The organism is Allorhizobium sp. nf9_anc, from assembly GCF_056323085.1.
Window position 1 is genome coordinate 3,280,661 of record NZ_CM150481.1, and the last position, 16,592, is coordinate 3,297,252.

At 60.1% G+C, this 16,592-nt stretch carries 16 protein-coding genes and 2 tRNA genes; 4 read left to right on the plus strand and 14 right to left on the minus strand.

Going from position 1 to position 16,592, the window contains the following annotated elements; translation table 11 throughout:
• Nucleotides 1-254: 254 nt before the first annotated feature.
• Genes AC02Y0_RS16030 through AC02Y0_RS16040 form a run of 3 tightly spaced genes read right to left on the minus strand, consistent with a single transcriptional unit; the run spans nucleotide 255 to nucleotide 5,138 of the window.
• On the minus strand, nucleotides 255-3,326 hold the full coding sequence (locus AC02Y0_RS16030) for an efflux RND transporter permease subunit (RefSeq protein ID WP_476379859.1): 3,072 nt from the start codon (nucleotides 3,324-3,326) through the stop codon (nucleotides 255-257).
• 35 nt (nucleotides 3,327-3,361) lie between these two features.
• On the minus strand, nucleotides 3,362-4,513 hold the full coding sequence (locus AC02Y0_RS16035; protein ID WP_476379860.1) for an efflux RND transporter periplasmic adaptor subunit: 1,152 nt from the start codon (nucleotides 4,511-4,513) through the stop codon (nucleotides 3,362-3,364).
• Between the two features lie 22 nt (nucleotides 4,514-4,535).
• Nucleotides 4,536-5,138: a TetR/AcrR family transcriptional regulator gene (locus tag AC02Y0_RS16040; RefSeq protein ID WP_476379862.1), complete on the minus strand. Its 603-nt coding sequence runs from the start codon at nucleotides 5,136-5,138 to the stop codon at nucleotides 4,536-4,538.
• Between the two features lie 378 nt (nucleotides 5,139-5,516).
• Here AC02Y0_RS16040 and AC02Y0_RS16045 point away from each other — a divergent pair, with 378 nt between their 5' ends.
• The 3 genes from AC02Y0_RS16045 (at nucleotide 5,517) to AC02Y0_RS16055 (ending at nucleotide 9,028) form a co-directional block, all read left to right on the plus strand.
• Entirely contained in the window at nucleotides 5,517-6,296 is a 780-nt protein-coding gene (locus tag AC02Y0_RS16045) for a hypothetical protein (protein WP_476379863.1), read from the plus strand.
• Between the two features lie 176 nt (nucleotides 6,297-6,472).
• Nucleotides 6,473-7,177: a hypothetical protein gene (locus AC02Y0_RS16050; protein WP_476379864.1), complete on the plus strand. Its 705-nt coding sequence runs from the start codon at nucleotides 6,473-6,475 to the stop codon at nucleotides 7,175-7,177.
• A 3-nt stretch (nucleotides 7,178-7,180) separates the two neighbouring features.
• Nucleotides 7,181-9,028 (plus strand): hypothetical protein, encoded by a 1,848-nt coding sequence (locus AC02Y0_RS16055; RefSeq protein ID WP_476379865.1) that lies wholly within the window; start codon nucleotides 7,181-7,183, stop codon nucleotides 9,026-9,028.
• A 375-nt stretch (nucleotides 9,029-9,403) separates the two neighbouring features.
• Here AC02Y0_RS16055 and AC02Y0_RS16060 read toward each other — a convergent pair.
• From AC02Y0_RS16060 to AC02Y0_RS16105, 10 genes are all read right to left on the minus strand, one after another.
• Nucleotides 9,404-9,479 (minus strand) — tRNA-Phe (locus AC02Y0_RS16060).
• A 205-nt stretch (nucleotides 9,480-9,684) separates the two neighbouring features.
• Nucleotides 9,685-9,897 (minus strand): DNA gyrase inhibitor YacG, encoded by a 213-nt coding sequence (gene yacG / locus AC02Y0_RS16065; protein ID WP_476379866.1) that lies wholly within the window; start codon nucleotides 9,895-9,897, stop codon nucleotides 9,685-9,687.
• Nucleotides 9,898-9,899: 2 nt separating this feature from the next.
• Nucleotides 9,900-10,520 (minus strand): Maf-like protein, encoded by a 621-nt coding sequence (locus AC02Y0_RS16070; protein ID WP_102019032.1) that lies wholly within the window; start codon nucleotides 10,518-10,520, stop codon nucleotides 9,900-9,902.
• Between the two features lie 39 nt (nucleotides 10,521-10,559).
• Nucleotides 10,560-10,778, minus strand: coding sequence for a translation initiation factor IF-1 (gene infA / locus AC02Y0_RS16075; RefSeq protein ID WP_004435948.1), 219 nt, complete (start codon nucleotides 10,776-10,778; stop codon nucleotides 10,560-10,562).
• 143 nt (nucleotides 10,779-10,921) lie between these two features.
• A complete protein-coding gene (locus tag AC02Y0_RS16080; RefSeq protein ID WP_102019031.1) occupies nucleotides 10,922-11,383 on the minus strand; it encodes an arsenate-mycothiol transferase ArsC in 462 nt (153 codons plus the stop codon).
• Between the two features lie 5 nt (nucleotides 11,384-11,388).
• Nucleotides 11,389-11,862 carry a UPF0262 family protein gene (locus tag AC02Y0_RS16085; RefSeq protein WP_102019030.1) on the minus strand — a complete coding sequence of 158 codons (474 nt, stop codon included), beginning with the start codon at nucleotides 11,860-11,862 and terminating at the stop codon, nucleotides 11,389-11,391.
• A 3-nt stretch (nucleotides 11,863-11,865) separates the two neighbouring features.
• A complete protein-coding gene (hisD, locus tag AC02Y0_RS16090; protein ID WP_476379867.1) occupies nucleotides 11,866-13,164 on the minus strand; it encodes a histidinol dehydrogenase in 1,299 nt (432 codons plus the stop codon).
• 94 nt (nucleotides 13,165-13,258) lie between these two features.
• Nucleotides 13,259-13,696: a DUF2948 family protein gene (locus tag AC02Y0_RS16095; RefSeq protein ID WP_476379869.1), complete on the minus strand. Its 438-nt coding sequence runs from the start codon at nucleotides 13,694-13,696 to the stop codon at nucleotides 13,259-13,261.
• Nucleotides 13,697-13,834: 138 nt separating this feature from the next.
• Nucleotides 13,835-15,127 (minus strand): UDP-N-acetylglucosamine 1-carboxyvinyltransferase, encoded by a 1,293-nt coding sequence (gene murA, locus AC02Y0_RS16100; protein ID WP_102019027.1) that lies wholly within the window; start codon nucleotides 15,125-15,127, stop codon nucleotides 13,835-13,837.
• A 126-nt stretch (nucleotides 15,128-15,253) separates the two neighbouring features.
• Nucleotides 15,254-15,568: a hypothetical protein gene (locus AC02Y0_RS16105; protein WP_476379870.1), complete on the minus strand. Its 315-nt coding sequence runs from the start codon at nucleotides 15,566-15,568 to the stop codon at nucleotides 15,254-15,256.
• Nucleotides 15,569-15,722: 154 nt separating this feature from the next.
• Between AC02Y0_RS16105 and AC02Y0_RS16110 the strand changes: the two genes are divergently transcribed.
• Nucleotides 15,723-15,797: transfer RNA gene (locus tag AC02Y0_RS16110), tRNA-Thr, on the plus strand.
• A gap of 109 nt (nucleotides 15,798-15,906) precedes the next feature.
• Here AC02Y0_RS16110 and AC02Y0_RS16115 read toward each other — a convergent pair.
• Nucleotides 15,907-16,533 carry a TetR/AcrR family transcriptional regulator gene (locus AC02Y0_RS16115; protein ID WP_476379871.1) on the minus strand — a complete coding sequence of 209 codons (627 nt, stop codon included), beginning with the start codon at nucleotides 16,531-16,533 and terminating at the stop codon, nucleotides 15,907-15,909.
• Between the last annotated feature and the right edge of the window lie 59 nt (nucleotides 16,534-16,592).

Consider the following 16,592-nt stretch of genomic DNA (forward strand, 5'->3'; position numbering starts at 1 on the left):
GAAATTTTGTCGCAATGGCGATCAGCTAATGAAGCCATCAAAAGTTAGCGATTCAAGATAGTGCCGCAGAATCAAGGCCTCAGGCTTTGCGAGTCGCAAAAAGAAAACTCATGATTGCCTGACGGTGCCGATGTAGCAACGCGACAAAAACTTATCAACCGATCAAAAAAAAGAACATATCGGACGGGCGTCCGCCCTGTGAATCAAGGGGGAGAGGAGGAGGGACTTGGGGAACCCCTCCTCCTCTCTTTCGGTCACGCTGTGTGGGGAGAGCGACCGAAGAAGAAGGCATAGGCGGCCGGCAGCACCAGAATGGTGAGCACAGTCGCAACCAGGATACCGCCCATCATCGCGTAGGCGAGCGGACCCCAGAAGATGCCGCGAGAGATGGGGATGAGCGCGAGCACCGCCGTGAGTGCCGTCAGCATGATCGGGCGGAAACGGCGCACGGCCGAGCCAATGATCGCTTCTCGTCGGTCCATGCCGGCCGCGATATCCTGGTCGATCTGATCGATCAGGATGATCGAATTACGGATGATGATCCCGAGCAGAGCGATGACGCCAAGGATCGCGACGAAGCCGAAGGGGGAACCCGAGATCAGCAAGGCAGCGGCAGCACCGATGATCCCGAGCGGACCGGTGGCGAGCACCAGCATCGCTTTGCCGAAATGCTGCAGCTGAACCATCAGCAGTACGACAATGACGAGCAACATGATCGGGGCCTTGGCCGCAATCGAGTTCTGGCTCTCGGCACTGTCTTCCGCACCACCCTGGATCTCGATGGAATAGCCGGCGGGCAGGCTGTCACGCAGCGGCTGCATTTCCGAGAACATCTTCAGGGTCACGTCATTCGACTGGACGCCATCCGGCAGCGTTGCACGAACGGTGATCGTCGGCAGACGATTGCGCCGCCATTCGATGCCCTGCTCGAGCGTCGGCACGACCCGGGCAATCTGCGACAGCGGAATGAAAGCGCCCAGATCCGTCGGCACATAGATCGAGTTCACAGCCGTCAACAGGCGACGGCTCTCCTCCGGCTCGCGCGCCACGATCGAGATCGTTTCTTCACCCGCACGGACATCGGCCAGCGGCGCGCCGCTCATTGTCGCCTGCAGCATCTGGCGCAGGCGCTGCGATGATACGCCAAGCGCACGGGCCCGATCCTGATCGACGACCAGCGTCATCGACGGAACCGGCTCCAGCCAGTCGTCATGCACGGCTTGCAGCAGTTCGTTCTGGTTGAACCGCGCCTTCACCTGATCGGCGATGCGGCGCACCTCCTCACGCTCGGGACCGCTCACGCGCATCTGGACGGCCCATCCCGTCGGCGGGCCAAGGAAGAGCCGGTCGACCTTGCCACGCACCGAGGGGAACTCTTCGGCAAGCATCATCCGGAGCTTGGTAATCAGCCTTTCACGGGCCTCTTCATCCCTCGCCATGACCAGAAGCTGGGCATAGTTCGGATTGCGTAGCTGCTGGTCGAGCGGCAGGAAGAAGCGCGGCGCGCCCTCGCCCACATAGGTCGCGACAAAACGCTGGTCTTCATCGGCAAGGATAGCAGTTTCCAGGCGTTTCGCCTCGGCTTCAACCTCCTTGATCGAGGTGCCCTCGGGCAGCCACATGTCGACCAGGATTTCCGGGCGCGAGGACTGCGGGAAGAAGTTCTTCGGGATGAACTGGAAGGACCACAGACTGACCGCAAAGATTGCGAGCGTCGAGCCGATGACGATGATGCGATGCTCGACGGCCCAGGACACGACCGAACGCAGGCGGCGGTAAAAGGCTGTGTCGAAAGCGTCGTGATGGCCGCCGGTATGCGTCCTCTGCTTGAGGATCATGTAGCCGAGCCAGGGCGTGAAATAGACCGCGACAAACCAGGAGATGACCAGGGATATGCCGACCACGTAGAAGAGCGAGCGGACATATTCACCGGCAGTGGATTCAGCGAAGCCCACGGGAATGAAGCCAGCCGTGGTGATCAACGTGCCGGTCAGCATCGGGAAGGCTGTCGAGGAATAGGCAAAACTCGCCGCATCCAGCTTGTTGAGCCCCTCCTCCAGCTTTCGCTCCATCATCTCGACAACGATCATGGCGTCATCGACGAGCAACCCAAGCGCAATGATCAAGGCGCCGAGCGAGATGCGCTGCAGATCGAGGCCGAATTCGTACATCACGGCGAAGGTGGCCGCGAGCACCAGCGGGATGGCGATCGCGATCACCAGACCCGAGCGCCAGCCGATCGACACGAAGGAGACGACGAGGACGATCAGAAGCGCCTCTCCGAGGGCCTTCATGAACTCGCCAATCGCTTCGCGCACGACTTCGGGCTGATTGGAAATCTGCGAGACTTCGAGGCCGATCGGCAGGGTGCCCTCGAAGCGTTCCAAAGTCTGCTCCACAGCGTCGCCAACGTCGGTGACCTTGAAGCCCTTGGCCATGACCACGCCGACCTGGACGGAATCCTTGCCGTTGAACCGGAATTTGCGCTGATAGGGATCTTCCAGACCTTCTGTCACTGTCGCGATGTCGCCGAGGCGCGTGACCTGGCTGCCGGAATTCAGCCGAAGTTCGCGAATGTCCTCCGCCGCCGAGAAGCCACCGTCGACCGAGATGCGCACCGAGCGCGACCCTGTGTCGATGGATCCTGTCGCATCGATGGCATTTTGCCCGGCCAGCGCGTTCTGCAGATCGGCGAAGGTGAGGCCGCGCTCGGCCAGCGCCTTGGATGAGACTTCGATGAAGATCTTCTGTGGCTGGTCGCCCAGGATAACGGCCTTTTCGACACCCTGGGTCGAGAGCAGCACATCGCGGGCCTGGATGGCATATTGCTTCAGCTCCGGATAGCTGTAGCCATCGCCGGTCAGGGCATAAAGCGTGATATAGGTATCGCCGAATTCATCGTTGAAGTAAGGGCCGAGCAGCCCTTCCGGCAGCTCGTTCTCGATATCGCCGACCTTCTTGCGAACCTGGTAGAAGGCATCCGCCACATCATTGGCATCCGTGTTGCCCTTGACCTGCAGGGTGATGATGGCGGAGCCCGGGCGCGTGTAGGACTTCACCCAGTCGAGATAGGGCGTTTCCTGCAGCTTGCGCTCGATCTTGTTGACCACCTGATCCTGCATGTCGGTCAGCGAAGCGCCTGGCCAGAAGGCCTGAACGACCATCACACGGAAGGTGAAATCGGGATCTTCCTTCTGCCCCATCCGCATCAGCCCGAAGAGGCCGGTCAGCAGGATCAGGCCGAAGAGGAAGCGCGCGATGCTCGGATGGCCGATCGCCCAGCGGGACAGGTTGAACGAGCCCGGCTCTGCAGGAGAGTGTGTCATGATATCTGGATCCAGAAGCTAAAGGGGCGCTGGGCTCAGCGGGTGGCGGCGTCAGGCTTTGCTGCGTCGGCCTCTGCCTCGGCTGCCTGCGGCAGGTTTTCATCGGCAAGCCGCACCTTCATGTCTTCCGTCATGAACTGCGTACCGGCGACGACCACGAGATCGCCCGGGTTGAGGCCTGCGGAGACCTGGATTCCCGTGTCGGAGAAGGTGTCGATGGTGACCGGGCGGGCATGCACCGTGGCTGCCATCTTGTCGACCGTCCAGACGATGGTCTGATTTGCGCCATCGCGGGTCAGCGCTGAGAGCGGCAGCTCGAAGAAGCTCTTGTCCGACGGTGCAGTCGCGGTCACGCGCGCGGTCATGCCCAGCAGGATCTGCGGGTTGTCGGACAGCGAGATACGGACCGCAAAGGTGCGCGACGTGGCATCGGCGCTGCCAGCGACCTCGCGGACGGTGCCATCGAGGGCGAGCCCATCCTTCGACCAGAAACCGACCTCGACCTTCTTGCCCGGGGCAAAGGCGAAGATCTCGTTTTCCGGCACGGCGATCAGTACTTCCTTCTCGCCGTCCGCAGCGACCGTCACCACCGGGCTACCCGCTGCAACCACCTGGCCAGCATCTGCACCAATCGTCGTGACGATGCCGGGCTTGTCAGCCTTCAACTCGCCATAGGCGACCTGGTTGCGGGCCTGCTCCAGAGAGGAGCGCTGGCTGTCACGCGTCGCAAGTGCCTGATTGTAGGTGAGCTGCGCCTGTTCCAGCTGTGCCTTGGTGGTGACCTGCTGGCGATAGAGCGCATCCGCCCGCTTCAGGGCGAAATCTGCCGTCTCGAGCTGTCGCTCGGCGGCGGCCAGGCTTGCCTCGGCGCTGCGCATCTGGAGCTGATAGTCGGTAACATCAAGGCGCGCGAGCACGTCGCCTGGCGCCACGCGATCACCGATATCGACAAGGCGCTCGATGATCTTGCCGGCAACCCGGAAGCCAGCGGCAGCTTCGCTGCGGGCCTTGACCGTGCCTGAGTATTTCAGCTCCCGATCCGTCGACGGGGCCTGAACCTCAACCACCTTGACCGGCCTCAGGCTCGGTTCCTGGACAACTTCCGCCCCTCCTTCGGTACAGGATGTGAGACCGAGGGTGACGAGCAGAGGCAGGGCAATCAACGAAAGGCGTACGCTGGCGGACATGGTGGTTCCTCCCCGGAGGGGCTCAGACTTTGAGGGCTCGGATGGCGAATTCGGTCAGGTCTTCAGGGGCGGCCCGATTGCTCTTGCCGATGCATTGGGCCACCATCTGGGGATGATGGAGAGGCGAGGTTGCGGCGCCGAAGCAACGGGCGACATGGGCCGGATCGCCCTTGACGAATTCGCCGTTTTCCATGCCGTCGGCGATGATGCCGGTGAGGATGGCCTGGATTTCATCGATGTGCTTGTCGATGACGCCCCAGCTCTGCTCAATGGCAACCACGACCATTTCATGCACCTTGCGCTCATCAAGCATGGTCGACACGGTGAACTCGAAGTGGTTCATGGAGTAGCGACGCAGCCTCTCCTCGGCACTGACCGGGAGGTCGGCCGCGGCCTTGGCGATCATCAGGCTCTGTTGCAGCATGCGGGCGCAAACGCCCTCCAGCAGTTCGCCCTTGGAGCCGAAGAAGCGGTAGATGTTCGCTGGCGACATGCCGAGTTCCTTCGCCACATCGGCGACGGTCGTCTTGCTGTAACCATAGTGACGAAACTGCGCCTCCGCAGCCTCAAGGATGCGGGTGGACGTATCGGCTATATCGGGTAACGGCGAAGCATTTTGGGTCATGGCGATTTACGACTGACGAATTTTGAATTTCGTCAGTCGTAAATCATAAATCAGGATCGGTCAACACTGGCTAAACCTCTAAGATCTGCCAACGCGTGCAATCGTATAAGGCGCAGCCTCGGATAAGGAGCTACTTTTTAGTTAGCAAACTTTTACAGAAGGCTTGCCACGGAGCACATCCTCACAAACTTTCTGCCCTATGCACCGAAGATGTATTCTCGCTAACTGGGGAGTATAGTCCGCTGCCGCTGCTCATCCGTTCAAGCCACGCACAAGATTGCTGATGCACTACGGCTGTTGGGGACTGAAAGGGCTGCTATCTGCGCAGTTGGGCTAGAGAAGCTTCCGCTCAGGTGCCTCGATAACCGGAGGCCTTTCATGAATCGCGTGATACTCGCCCGCTACTCGGAACCGTTGGAGTGGATCAAGCTGATCCCGAACGACTTCGAAGTCGTGATCTACAACAAAGGCGAACCGATAACCTCTCCGGAGATCATCCAGCGCGCCACGCGGATCATCGACCGTCCGAATGTGGGCCGGGAGTCGGAAACCTATCTCAATCACATGCTGAATGAGACCGAGGATAACGACGATTTCACCGTCTATGCGCAGGGCGACCCCTTCGAGCACAGCCCTGACTTCATCAATCTTCTGCATACCTGGAAGCATTGGCAGGACTTGCAGCCCATGTCCTGGCAATGGCTCGAGGACAAAATGGTCCCGCCGACCACGCTTCTGGCCGAATACCAGCGCGGCCTGTTCGGGCGCCCGCGGGTCAGGGTGGAGCGCTTCTCGCTGCTGACATGGGGCCCGATCGATTTCGTCGACCAGGGTGCCTGGGGCATGGGCAATGTCTACCGCGTCATTCACGGCGGACTGCCTGACGGTACCAACATCGCGGCGCACTTCCTGCGCCTTGCAAAGCTCGATGAACTGGCCGCCAAGGCAGACCAGCACTCGATCGGCGTCTTCTCGTACGGCGCGATCTTCGCGGTGCGCAACAAGCGCGTGGCCGCGATCTCGCCGGAGGCGCTCAGCACCATGCTGAAATACACCGTATCCGGTGTGACGGTCTATGGATACATCCTGGAGCGCCTGTGGCTGCACCTGCTCGGCGAAGACTTCGTCCTGCCGAAGATCTCGCCGCCACCGCTGTGAATACATTAATTGTGCATCTTCCATCGACCAGGCCGAAGCCTTCTATTCCCGCGCATCTGCAGGCTTTGATGAAATTGTGCAGTTTTCCATAGTACCAAACCGTTAAATTGGATCAAGCTGATCCCCAACGGCTCTAAGCTTAAATTAGTCTGTAGATCCAGAGACGGAGAAATAACTTGTTAACCCCTGCCCCGAACCTGACAAAACTTGCCAACCATTTTGGATCTGACAAGGGGGACGTAGTACACCACGCGCACAATTACGCGCCGCTTTATTCGTTCCTGTTCGGCGGATTTCGTGAGCAGCCGTTTTATATGCTTGAGATTGGCCTTCAAATTGGTCCGCAGAACCAGCAGCTCGCTGCAAGCCGTGTTTCAGCGAGCGCGCCATCCGTCGAGATGTGGCTTAACTTTTTTCCGAATGCCTATGTCTATGGGGTAGACATCTCAGACTTTTCGGCCCTGAACGGACGCGAACGGTTCACCTTTTTCCATTGTGATGCGGGCTCACGCGAATCTCTGATGGCGGTAAAGAGTAATACACCGCCGCTCAAGATCATCGTTGATGATGGGTCACATTGCCCATATCACCAGCAAGTCGCCTTTTCGGAGCTTTTCGAGAAACTGCTACCTGGTGGATTCTACGTTATCGAAGACCTTCACTGGCACAATACAGAAGTCGACGATATTCTACCTCCCACCCCAAGGACCGAAGAGGTATTTCAGAAGTACCTTCTGACAGGAGTACTGAACAGCCCTCACCTCAGCGAAGCAAGGCGCGAGCTGATTCAGTCCCAGATCGCCAACGTGTTTGTGCATTGGGATGAGCGCGGCGGGACCGACAGCTGGCGGGTCAAGATGATCGCGATCCAGAAAAGATAACATTTGCCTTTCAACATTCGTCTGCCCGCAGCGTTCCGGGTGGACGCCACCGATGTCGATGCAATAGCCCGGAGCGATCCTGTGAACCTGCCTGCCCCCCCCTTGATATCTTTGCAAATGGAACCGCCCGTCTCACCCACACCTGAGAAAGCTTCCCTGTCGGCCGATTGGCTTACACGGCATGTATTCAGTTTCGAAGTGGGGCCGCAGCGCAACCAGATAACGCCCGCGCTCACCTTCGAGAAGGACGGCCGAATTGGTGGCTACAAGCATCCGAATGAGGCAGGCTGGCGCATAGATGACGACAAGCTGTTAATTCTGCGGGAGGATGGGACACCCTCGTGCATCGGAATTCTAATGGGAGCGGCTGACGGCAGCCGAGAGATAGTCGGACCCTTTCTGTTACAGAAGGAGGTGCGCCTACACTACTTCAGACCTCTGACGCTTAGGGATGATTTGCCGGCTGTGCAGACCTTCGACCTGTTCGACACGCTCGTAGCTCGGTATTGTGTAGATCCACTTGCAGTTTTTCATATCGTTGAAGCAAAGGCCCGGGCTCCCGGCTTTGCTAAGTTACGCCAGAATATTGAGGCGGATCTCTGGCGCAGCGGAAACTACACACTCGACGACATCTACGCGAAGCTGGCGGGGGCCACAGGTTGGGCTGGCGAGCTAATAGACCAGGTGAAGATGCTGGAACTTGCCGAAGAGTGGGAGAACCTCTTCCCAATTCAAGAAATGGTCGCCCGAGTGCGTCACGACGATCTGATCATCTCCGATATGTATCTGCCGCAATCCTTCCTGCGGAAAATAGTGGACAAGAAATGCGGGCTGCCGGGCCTAGAGATTTATGTAAGCAACCACGGCAAACATCACGGCACGATATGGCCTTCCATCCTAGCGCGGCATCGTATCCTGCGCCACTATGGCGACAATCACCACTCCGATGTCATACAGGCCCGCAAGGCCGGGATTGAAGCCGAGCACGTTACGACCTCTGGCTGGTCGACGGGCGAGACCGTCCTTTGCTCTGTCGGACTCTCCGACTTCGCGAAGGCGGTCCGGAAAGCAAGACTTACAAGCTTTTCCTTTGACAGAACGGCACGCCAAGCCCAACTCGCTCAATACGATGCGAACATCCCGCTTCTAATAATCGCCAGTCTGCTTCTGATCCGACGGGCATATGCGGTTCAGGCGGACACGTTGCTGTTGTGTGGTCGAGATTCCAACATGTGGGTCCATCTGCTGAAATGGATGCTCAGCCTTTTTCCCCGGAAGCTAGCTGTGCACTATTTTCCTTCGTCACGAGACCTTTTTCTTGCCAACAGCCCAGCCTATGCGGCCTACTTCTCGGGGCTGCGAGGGCACCGCACGATCATCGCCGACATCTCCGGCACCGGCCGTAGTCCGGCGCACTTCATCGCTAGTCGCGAGGCGCAGCAGGATACCAGCGTCTTCGTGGTCCTAAAGTCGAACCGGATTGATCAGGCGATGGAGGCCCGCGCACCGGCCCGTGACGATGTGCTTATCGATGCCGGGATCACAACTGATTTGGAACGCTTCCTTTTCGAACGGTTTAACACGGCCGTGTGCGAGGACCGCGCGATTGGAATGGAGTTCCTTGGCGAGCAGTTCAGCGTTCAGCGCGAGCATAAGCCGCTGGATGCGGCAACGGGTATTCTGATCGCCAAAATGCAGGAAGCCTTCGCCCTAGCCCTGCGCATCCTGCAGGAATCGCCCATCACACTGCCACCAAAAGAGGTCAATGACGAGGAACTGAAGGAGGCTCTGCGGAACCTAATGCAGGTGGGCATCCAATACATCAATGTCGCGAAATGCCTGCCAGAGTGAGCGCTAGGACGGGTGAGTAGCCCGCAACCACCTCCCTGTAGGCTGCCAAATTGAACGTTACTCCACCTAGCGCTTCTTTATCACGGAGGATGACAGGCACGAAGGGATGGACGTATCATAACCGTCGTGGGCTTTAGTGCGACCAGGGCTACTTCGCGGCGGAATTCAGAGTAGGATATACGAACTCAAGGCCATACACCCTGTCTCCCATATCGGCCGGGATACGCTTTGCATGTTAGGCATTGGATGAGTTGCTTCGCTTCATGCAACTAGCCCGCCTAATGCGCAATGTCACACACCTTTGTCGCGACTAGGCGATGCGCAGTTTATCGAAAGGGCTTAAGTATCTGCCTCGACTTATGTCGGCAAGAAAAATGGTGCCCGGAGGCGGATTTGAACCACCGACACGCGGATTTTCAATCCGCTGCTCTACCAACTGAGCTATCCGGGCATCTCGGCTTTTTGAAAGCCTGCCGGTCTTTATTTCAAGACCGCCGGGGCATTTCCCCGGGAGCGAGCGGGGTTATAACATCTTGTTCGGCCATGTCCAGCGCCTTCGGCCACTTTTTTGAAGAAGATGTGAAAATCGCAGAAAGGTGAGCGGGAACAAAGGGATCGCAGAGGATGGGCGACCGGCTTTCCGGGCGCTAGAGCCGTCAGTCGCGGTAGTCGTCGTCGGCCCTGGCTTCATCGTCTGCCACGGGAATGGCATAGGAGCCCTTCAGCCAGCGCGACAGGTCGAGATTGCGGCAGCGGTCCGAGCAGAAGGGATAGTTCTCGCGCGTCGAGGGGCGACGGCATTCGGGGCAAGGCAGTGCCTTGCGCAGCGGCTCGACCTTGGCGGTCCGCTGTTCGTCTCCTTCCGCCATGGTCAGCCCTCCGTCCAGCCCGTATGCACGTCATAGCCCTCGCCCGAGAGCATTTGCAGCGTCTCGAAGAGTGGCAGGCCGACGACATTGGTGTAGGAGCCGACGATCTTCTGGACGAAGCTGCCGGCGATGCCCTGGATGGCATAGGCACCGGCCTTGCCGCGCCATTCGCCAGAGGCGAGGTAGCATTCGATGTCATAGCCGGAGAGGCGCTTGAAGCGGACCTTGGTCTCGACGATCTTCTGGCGCAGCTTGCCATCGGGGGCGATCAGGCAAACGCCTGTGAAGACCCAGTGGCTGCGGCCCGACAGAAGATGCAGCGCCGAGGAAGCCTCCTGCATGAGTTCTGCCTTGGGCAGAATGCGGCGCCCGACCGCGACTACGGTGTCGGCAGCGATGATGTAACTTCCGCCCCAGGTCAGATCCTTGCGGACCTGCTGATAGGCCGCACCTGCCTTGTCTGCGGACAGGCGGCGGGCGAGCGTGCGCGGATGTTCTGATTTCTTCGGCGTCTCGTCGAGATCCATCGGCATCAGGCGTGCGGGCTCGATGCCCGCCTGCTTGAGGAGATCCACGCGGCGCGGCGACCCGGAGGCCAAAATCAGCTTCTGTCTCAATTCCATCCGAACGCGCTCCTCAAGCCTCAGCTTTTGGCCTAAGGCTTACTTGAAGCGGTAGGTGATACGGCCCTTGGTCAGGTCGTAAGGGGTCATCTCGACTAGGACCTTATCGCCGGCGAGAACGCGGATACGGTTCTTGCGCATGCGGCCGGCGGTGTGGGCAATGATTTCGTGTTCGTTTTCGAGCTTTACGCGGAAGGTGGCGTTCGGCAGCAATTCGGTAACGACGCCGGGGAATTCGAGGACTTCTTCTTTTGCCATAGAGCGGTTGTCTTTCCTGGGGTTTTAAAGCGGGGCGCGCGAAGGGCCCCGAAAATGTGGGCGGAAACTACACAATCGCCCGGCATTTGTGAACCTTGTAGATTCGGCTTTTGGAATTTGTTTCAAGAGGGGCAAAACCGCCCCTAATCCGGCGCGAGAACCAACCTGTCGCGGATCAGCTTTGTCAGGCGATCCCGCACGTCACGATAGGCGGAAAGCCGCTGCTCGCGGCTGCCGGTCTCGACCGTCGGATCCGGCATCGGCCAGTATTCCACCTCGACCGCTGAAGACCGCGTCAATTCGAGCGCTGCGTGATGGGCTTCTGGGGTCAGGGTAATCACAAGGTCGAAGTAGTCGTCTTCCATATCCTCCAGCGTCTGGGGCTGGCGGCGGCCGAGCGACAGGCCGATCTCGTCGAGCACGACATCGACGAAGGGATCGCGCTCGCCCTTCTTCACCCCGGCAGAGGCGACCCAGGTGCCGGACGGCAGGGCCTGTCTTGCAATCGCCTCGGCCATGGGGCTGCGGATGACGTTCTGGCCGCACATGAAGAGGATCGCGCCGGGCCGCGACGGACGGCGGCTGTCGTCTGCGCCCTCGCTCATCGATCCTAGCCCCGCCAATAGAGAACACAGACCAGCGTGAAGAGGCGGCGTGCCGTATCGAAGTCGATCTTGATCTTGCCAGAGAGCCTGTCCATCAGCGTCTGGGAGCCATCGTTGTGGATGCCGCGGCGGCCCATGTCGATCGCCTCGATCTGCGACGGGGTCGAGGAGCGGATCGCCTCGTAATAGCTTTCGCAGATCATGAAGTAGTCCTTGATGATCCGCTGCAGGGGCGTCAGCGACAGGATGTGCACGGCGACATCCTCGCCGGCTTCCGTCTTGATCGAGAAGACGAGCTTGCGATCCATCAACGACAGAAAGAGATGGTATGGGCCGCCAGGATGGCCTGCCGGCTCAAACGTGTTTTCCTCGATCAGGTCGAAGATGGCGACAGCCCGCTCGTGCTCGACATCGGGGGTCGAGCGCCCGATGGTCTCGTCCAGCACGACATCTGAGAGCCGGAAGTCGCCCGCCGCCATGAGCTAGTCCCCGAGATTGAGGCGAATGGCGACTGACCGGGCATGGGCTTCGAGCCCTTCCGATTTCGCGAGCGCAATCGCAGCCGGTGCCAGCTTGCGCAACTGCTCCGGCCCGAGCCGCAGGATCGAGGTTCGCTTGACATAGTCCAGCACTCCCAGCCCCGAGGAGAAGCGGGCTGAGCGCGCCGTCGGCAGAACATGGTTCGAACCGCCGACATAGTCGCCGATCACTTCCGGCGTATGGCGGCCGACGAAGATTGCGCCGGCATTGCGGATGCCTTCGATCAGGGGTTCCGGATCGTCGACGGCCAGTTCCAGATGTTCGGCGGCAATGCGGTTGGCCAGAGGTATCGAATCCTCGAGCTTCTCGACCATGATGATCGCGCCGAAATCGCGCCAGCTGGCCGACGCCGTCTCGGCACGCGGCAGGGATTTCAGCTGCCGCTCGACGGCCGCCTCCACTGCCTCGCCGAGGGCGCGGTCATCGGTGATGACAATCGACTGAGCGCCGGGATCATGTTCCGCCTGGGCGAGAAGGTCGGCCGCCAGCCAATCCGGATCATTGTCCTTGTCGGCAATGATGAGAACTTCGGAGGGACCGGCGATCATGTCGATGCCGACGGTGCCAAAGACGTGGCGCTTGGCCGCCGCAACATAGGCATTGCCCGGGCCAACGATCTTGGCAACCGGGGCGATCGTTTCAGTACCATAGGCAAGGGCTGCAATCGCCTGGGCGCCGCCGATGCGGTAGATCTCGGTGACTCCGGCAATGCTGGCTGCGGCCAGCACCGTCGGGTTGATGGCGCCACCGGTTGCCGGGACGACCATGACGACGCGCGGAACGCCTGCCACCTTAGCCGGCAGCGCATTCATCAGCACCGAGCTCGGATAGCTTGCCGTGCCGCCCGGCACGTAAAGGCCGACGGCATCGATCGCCGTCCAGCGCGAACCGAGACCAACGCCGATCGCGTCTTCGTAGATGTCGTCCTTCGGCATCTGGCGGGCGTGATGACGCTCGATGCGCTCGGCGGCAAGCTTCAGGGCGTCAATCAGCTCAGGCGCCGTAGAGGCGAGTGCTGCTGCAATCTCTTCATCCGTCACCCGCATGGAAACGGTCGAAAAATCCACGCCGTCGAAACGTTTGGAATAGTCTGCGAGTGCCGCATCGCCACGCGCACGCACATCATCGATGATCTTGCGCACGACATCGTTGACGTCGTCGGAGACTTCACGCTTGGTCGTCAGGAAGGCCGCAAAACGCGCCTCGAAATCTCCCGATGCCTGATCCAGCCAGATTGCCACGCCCCGTATTCCCTCTCAAGCAGTCTCAATTCAATCAAGCCGCGACGATTGCGCGCCGCTCGGCCTCATCAGCCAGCCCCGTGAGCCAGCCTTGTCAGCCAGCTTCGTGTTCCGGCCGTGTCGTCGTTTCCCAGGCACCGCCTGTATCTGCCAGCTGGGCCTCGATGCATTCCACTTCCAGCGCGATCGTGCCGCCACCGGCGAGCAGCAGTTCGACCACACCATCAGGCCCCTCGCCCTTCGGCAGGTAACGGATCGCGAGAAGGCTCATCACTTCGTCGGCCTTGCTGCGATCGAAACCGATTGAGCGAACTGCCTCGACGCGCTTGAAGCTCAGAGCCGCACGACGGCGCTCGAAGCTCTTCGAGGCACGTGCCGCCTTTTCCCAGACGAAGCGATTGGCCGCGAGCGAGAAAAGACCGGAGCGAGCCGAGAAGCTCAGATCGCCGACCTTGAACACGGCGTCCTGCATATGGGCCGAGATGATCGCGAGATCATCGGCATCGAGCGCCAGCAGTTTCAAGTCCGTCATGTCACCTCACAGTATCGCCTTTCGGCGGTGCCCGTCGAATTTCATGTTTTCGACATAGGTTGCGGCTTGTCCAGTGGCAACGGGGCAAAAAGACTTTTCGCCCCGCATCGCTGCGAAAGAGTGGGACCGAGCCGAGGCTCAGTCGCTGATGCGCTCAACAATCGCGCCGCAGCGGGTCAGCTTTTCTTCCAACCGCTCGAAACCGCGATCAAGGTGATAGACGCGGCTGACCATGGTTTCGCCTTCGGCAGCAAGACCGGCGATGACAAGCGACACCGAGGCGCGTAGGTCGGTTGCCATGACCGGAGCGCCACGCAGGCGAGTCACGCCTTCGATGCGGGCGGTCTGGCCCGACAGCGTGATCTTGGCGCCGAGGCGGGCCAGTTCCTGCACATGCATGAAGCGGTTTTCAAAGATCGTCTCGGTAACATGCGAGACGCCGTTCGCACGGGTCATCAGACCCATGAACTGCGCCTGCAGGTCGGTCGGGAAGCCCGGGAAAGGTTCGGTCACGATATCGACCGGGCGGATCTGATCGCCATGGCCGATGACCCGGATGCCGCCCTCGACGGCCGAGACTTCGGCGCCGGCGCGACGGATTGCCTCAATCGCGGTGTCGAGCAGCGTGATGTCGGTGCCCGACAGGGTCACATCGCCACCAGTCATGGCGACAGCCATGGCATAGGTGCCGGTCTCGATGCGGTCGGGCAGAACGCGGTGACGCGCGCCCGAGAGGCTGGTGACGCCCTCGATCGTGATGGTGGAGGTGCCGGCGCCTGAAATCTTCGCGCCCATGGCGTTCAGGCAGTTGGCGAGATCGACGACCTCAGGCTCGCGAGCGGCGTTGCCGATCACGGTCGTGCCGCGGGCGAGCGAAGCTGCCATCAGCATGACATGGGTCGCGCCGACCGAGACCTTCGGGAAGGTGTAGCGGGCCCCGATCAGGCCGCCCTTCGGCGCCTTGGCATTGATGTAGCCGCCGTCGATTTCCATCTCTGCGCCGAGCGCCGTCAGGCCCTCGATGAAGAGATCGACCGGACGCGTGCCGATGGCGCAACCGCCCGGCAGCGAGACTCGGGCCTGGCCTTCGCGGGCAAGCAACGGGCCGATGACCCAGAAGCTGGCGCGCATCTTCGAGACCAGCTCGTAAGGTGCTGTGGTATCGGCCACGGTGCGGCAGGTGAAATGCACGGTGCGCGAATAGGAACCGTCCTGATGCTCGCGGCGACCGTTGACGGCGATATCGACGCCATGATTACCGAGAATGCGGATCAGGCCTTCGACGTCGGCGAGATGCGGCACGTTTTCGAGCGTCAGCGTATCGGACGTCAAAAGCGAGGCGATCATCAGGGGCAGCGCTGCGTTCTTGGCGCCCGAGATCGGGATGATCCCGTTCAACGCATTGCCACCAACAATCCTGATGCGATCCATGAGAGCCTGCGATACGGGCGAGAAATGCCCGCCTTTCCTTGAGAAGGTGTGAGGGGAAGCCAATCCGGCGAGGCTGGCTCTTTAGACGAAAAGTACAGAGGGTTCAATTGACGCTGCAACGCTCGGTTAATCACCGGGTTTGGACGAATTTGCGGCAGGATCGGCATTGCTCACATCCCGATCACCGCCCTCGCCCGCCGCCGCGGCCTCCACCGACGTCGCCTGCGCCGCTGGCAGCCCCACACCGTCTTCGGCCTCACCGGCCCGCCGCGCCCGCGACTGCTGTTTGCGACGGGCAAGATTTTCCCTGAGTTTCGCCGCCGCGCGTTCACGCCGCCGCTGTTCGGCGTCGGAGAGCGCACGTTTTCCACGATCGGCGAGCGGCGCGGCTTCGGGCCGGCCTTCGTCCGCTTCGCCCTTGTTTTCCGGGTCATTTGTCATGAGCGCGTGATATCCGATCGGATAAAAATCGAAAAGTCCCTTCCGCCCCCGTCACAAAACTTGGCCACACAAACGCTTTACGGCTTGCGCTGCCCGAAACTCTATGGCAATAGGCGCCTCGTTCCGGGCCGACCACATGCGTCGCCCGCCAGATGCTGCTATAGCTCAGGGGTAGAGCACTCCCTTGGTAAGGGAGAGGCCGAGAGTTCAAATCTCTCTAGCAGCACCATTCTTTCCGCCCCTCCCCAGCCGATATACTTCATCACCCGCAAATCGCAGTCGTTCGCGAATCCGTGGCTTGCGTCCTCGCGACCTGTCGGTACGACCCGCTCTCGCCCTTACGCCCCTCGCGGTGAGAGGCCGTTGAACACCAAATCCAGATGTGATCTCACATAAGCGGCAATGTCGACCGAACGTCGGCCGTCGAAGATCAGGTGATCCATCATCAGCGCCAGGATCGGGGCGACGATGATTTCGGCGTTGGCGCCTTCGCAGTCACGGAATTCGCCGGCAGCGACCCCCTCTTCCAGAAGTCTTTGCGTACACGTGATGAGAGGGTCGACAAGTTCTGCGTGGTGCATGTCGATGACCTGCGGGAACCGCGCGCCTTCGGAGATGACGAAGCGGAGAAGTTCCCGCGCCCGGCGGTCCTGGGTGATGCGATCATAGGCGAGCAGCAGAAAGGACCGCAGACGCTCGGCATAGCCGCCCTTGAGCGTCTCCATATTCCGGAGAAGCTCTTCGAGCGGCACCGAAATATGCGCAATCATCGCCGAGAAGAGATCCTCCTTCGTCGGGAAATAGACGTAAATCGTGCCCTTGGTCACCCCTATCCGGTCGGCGATATCTTCGACCCGGGTCGCGGTGAAGCCATTGGCGACAAACTCTTCGAAGGCGGCATCGAGGATTTGTTTGGGTCGAAGCGCCTTTTGCGCGGCCCTCGTTAACTTCTTTTCGTTCAGCATCAATATACCTTGTTCCGCAGGCTGCGCAAAAATTCATTGACTAACCGGTCATTCAAATA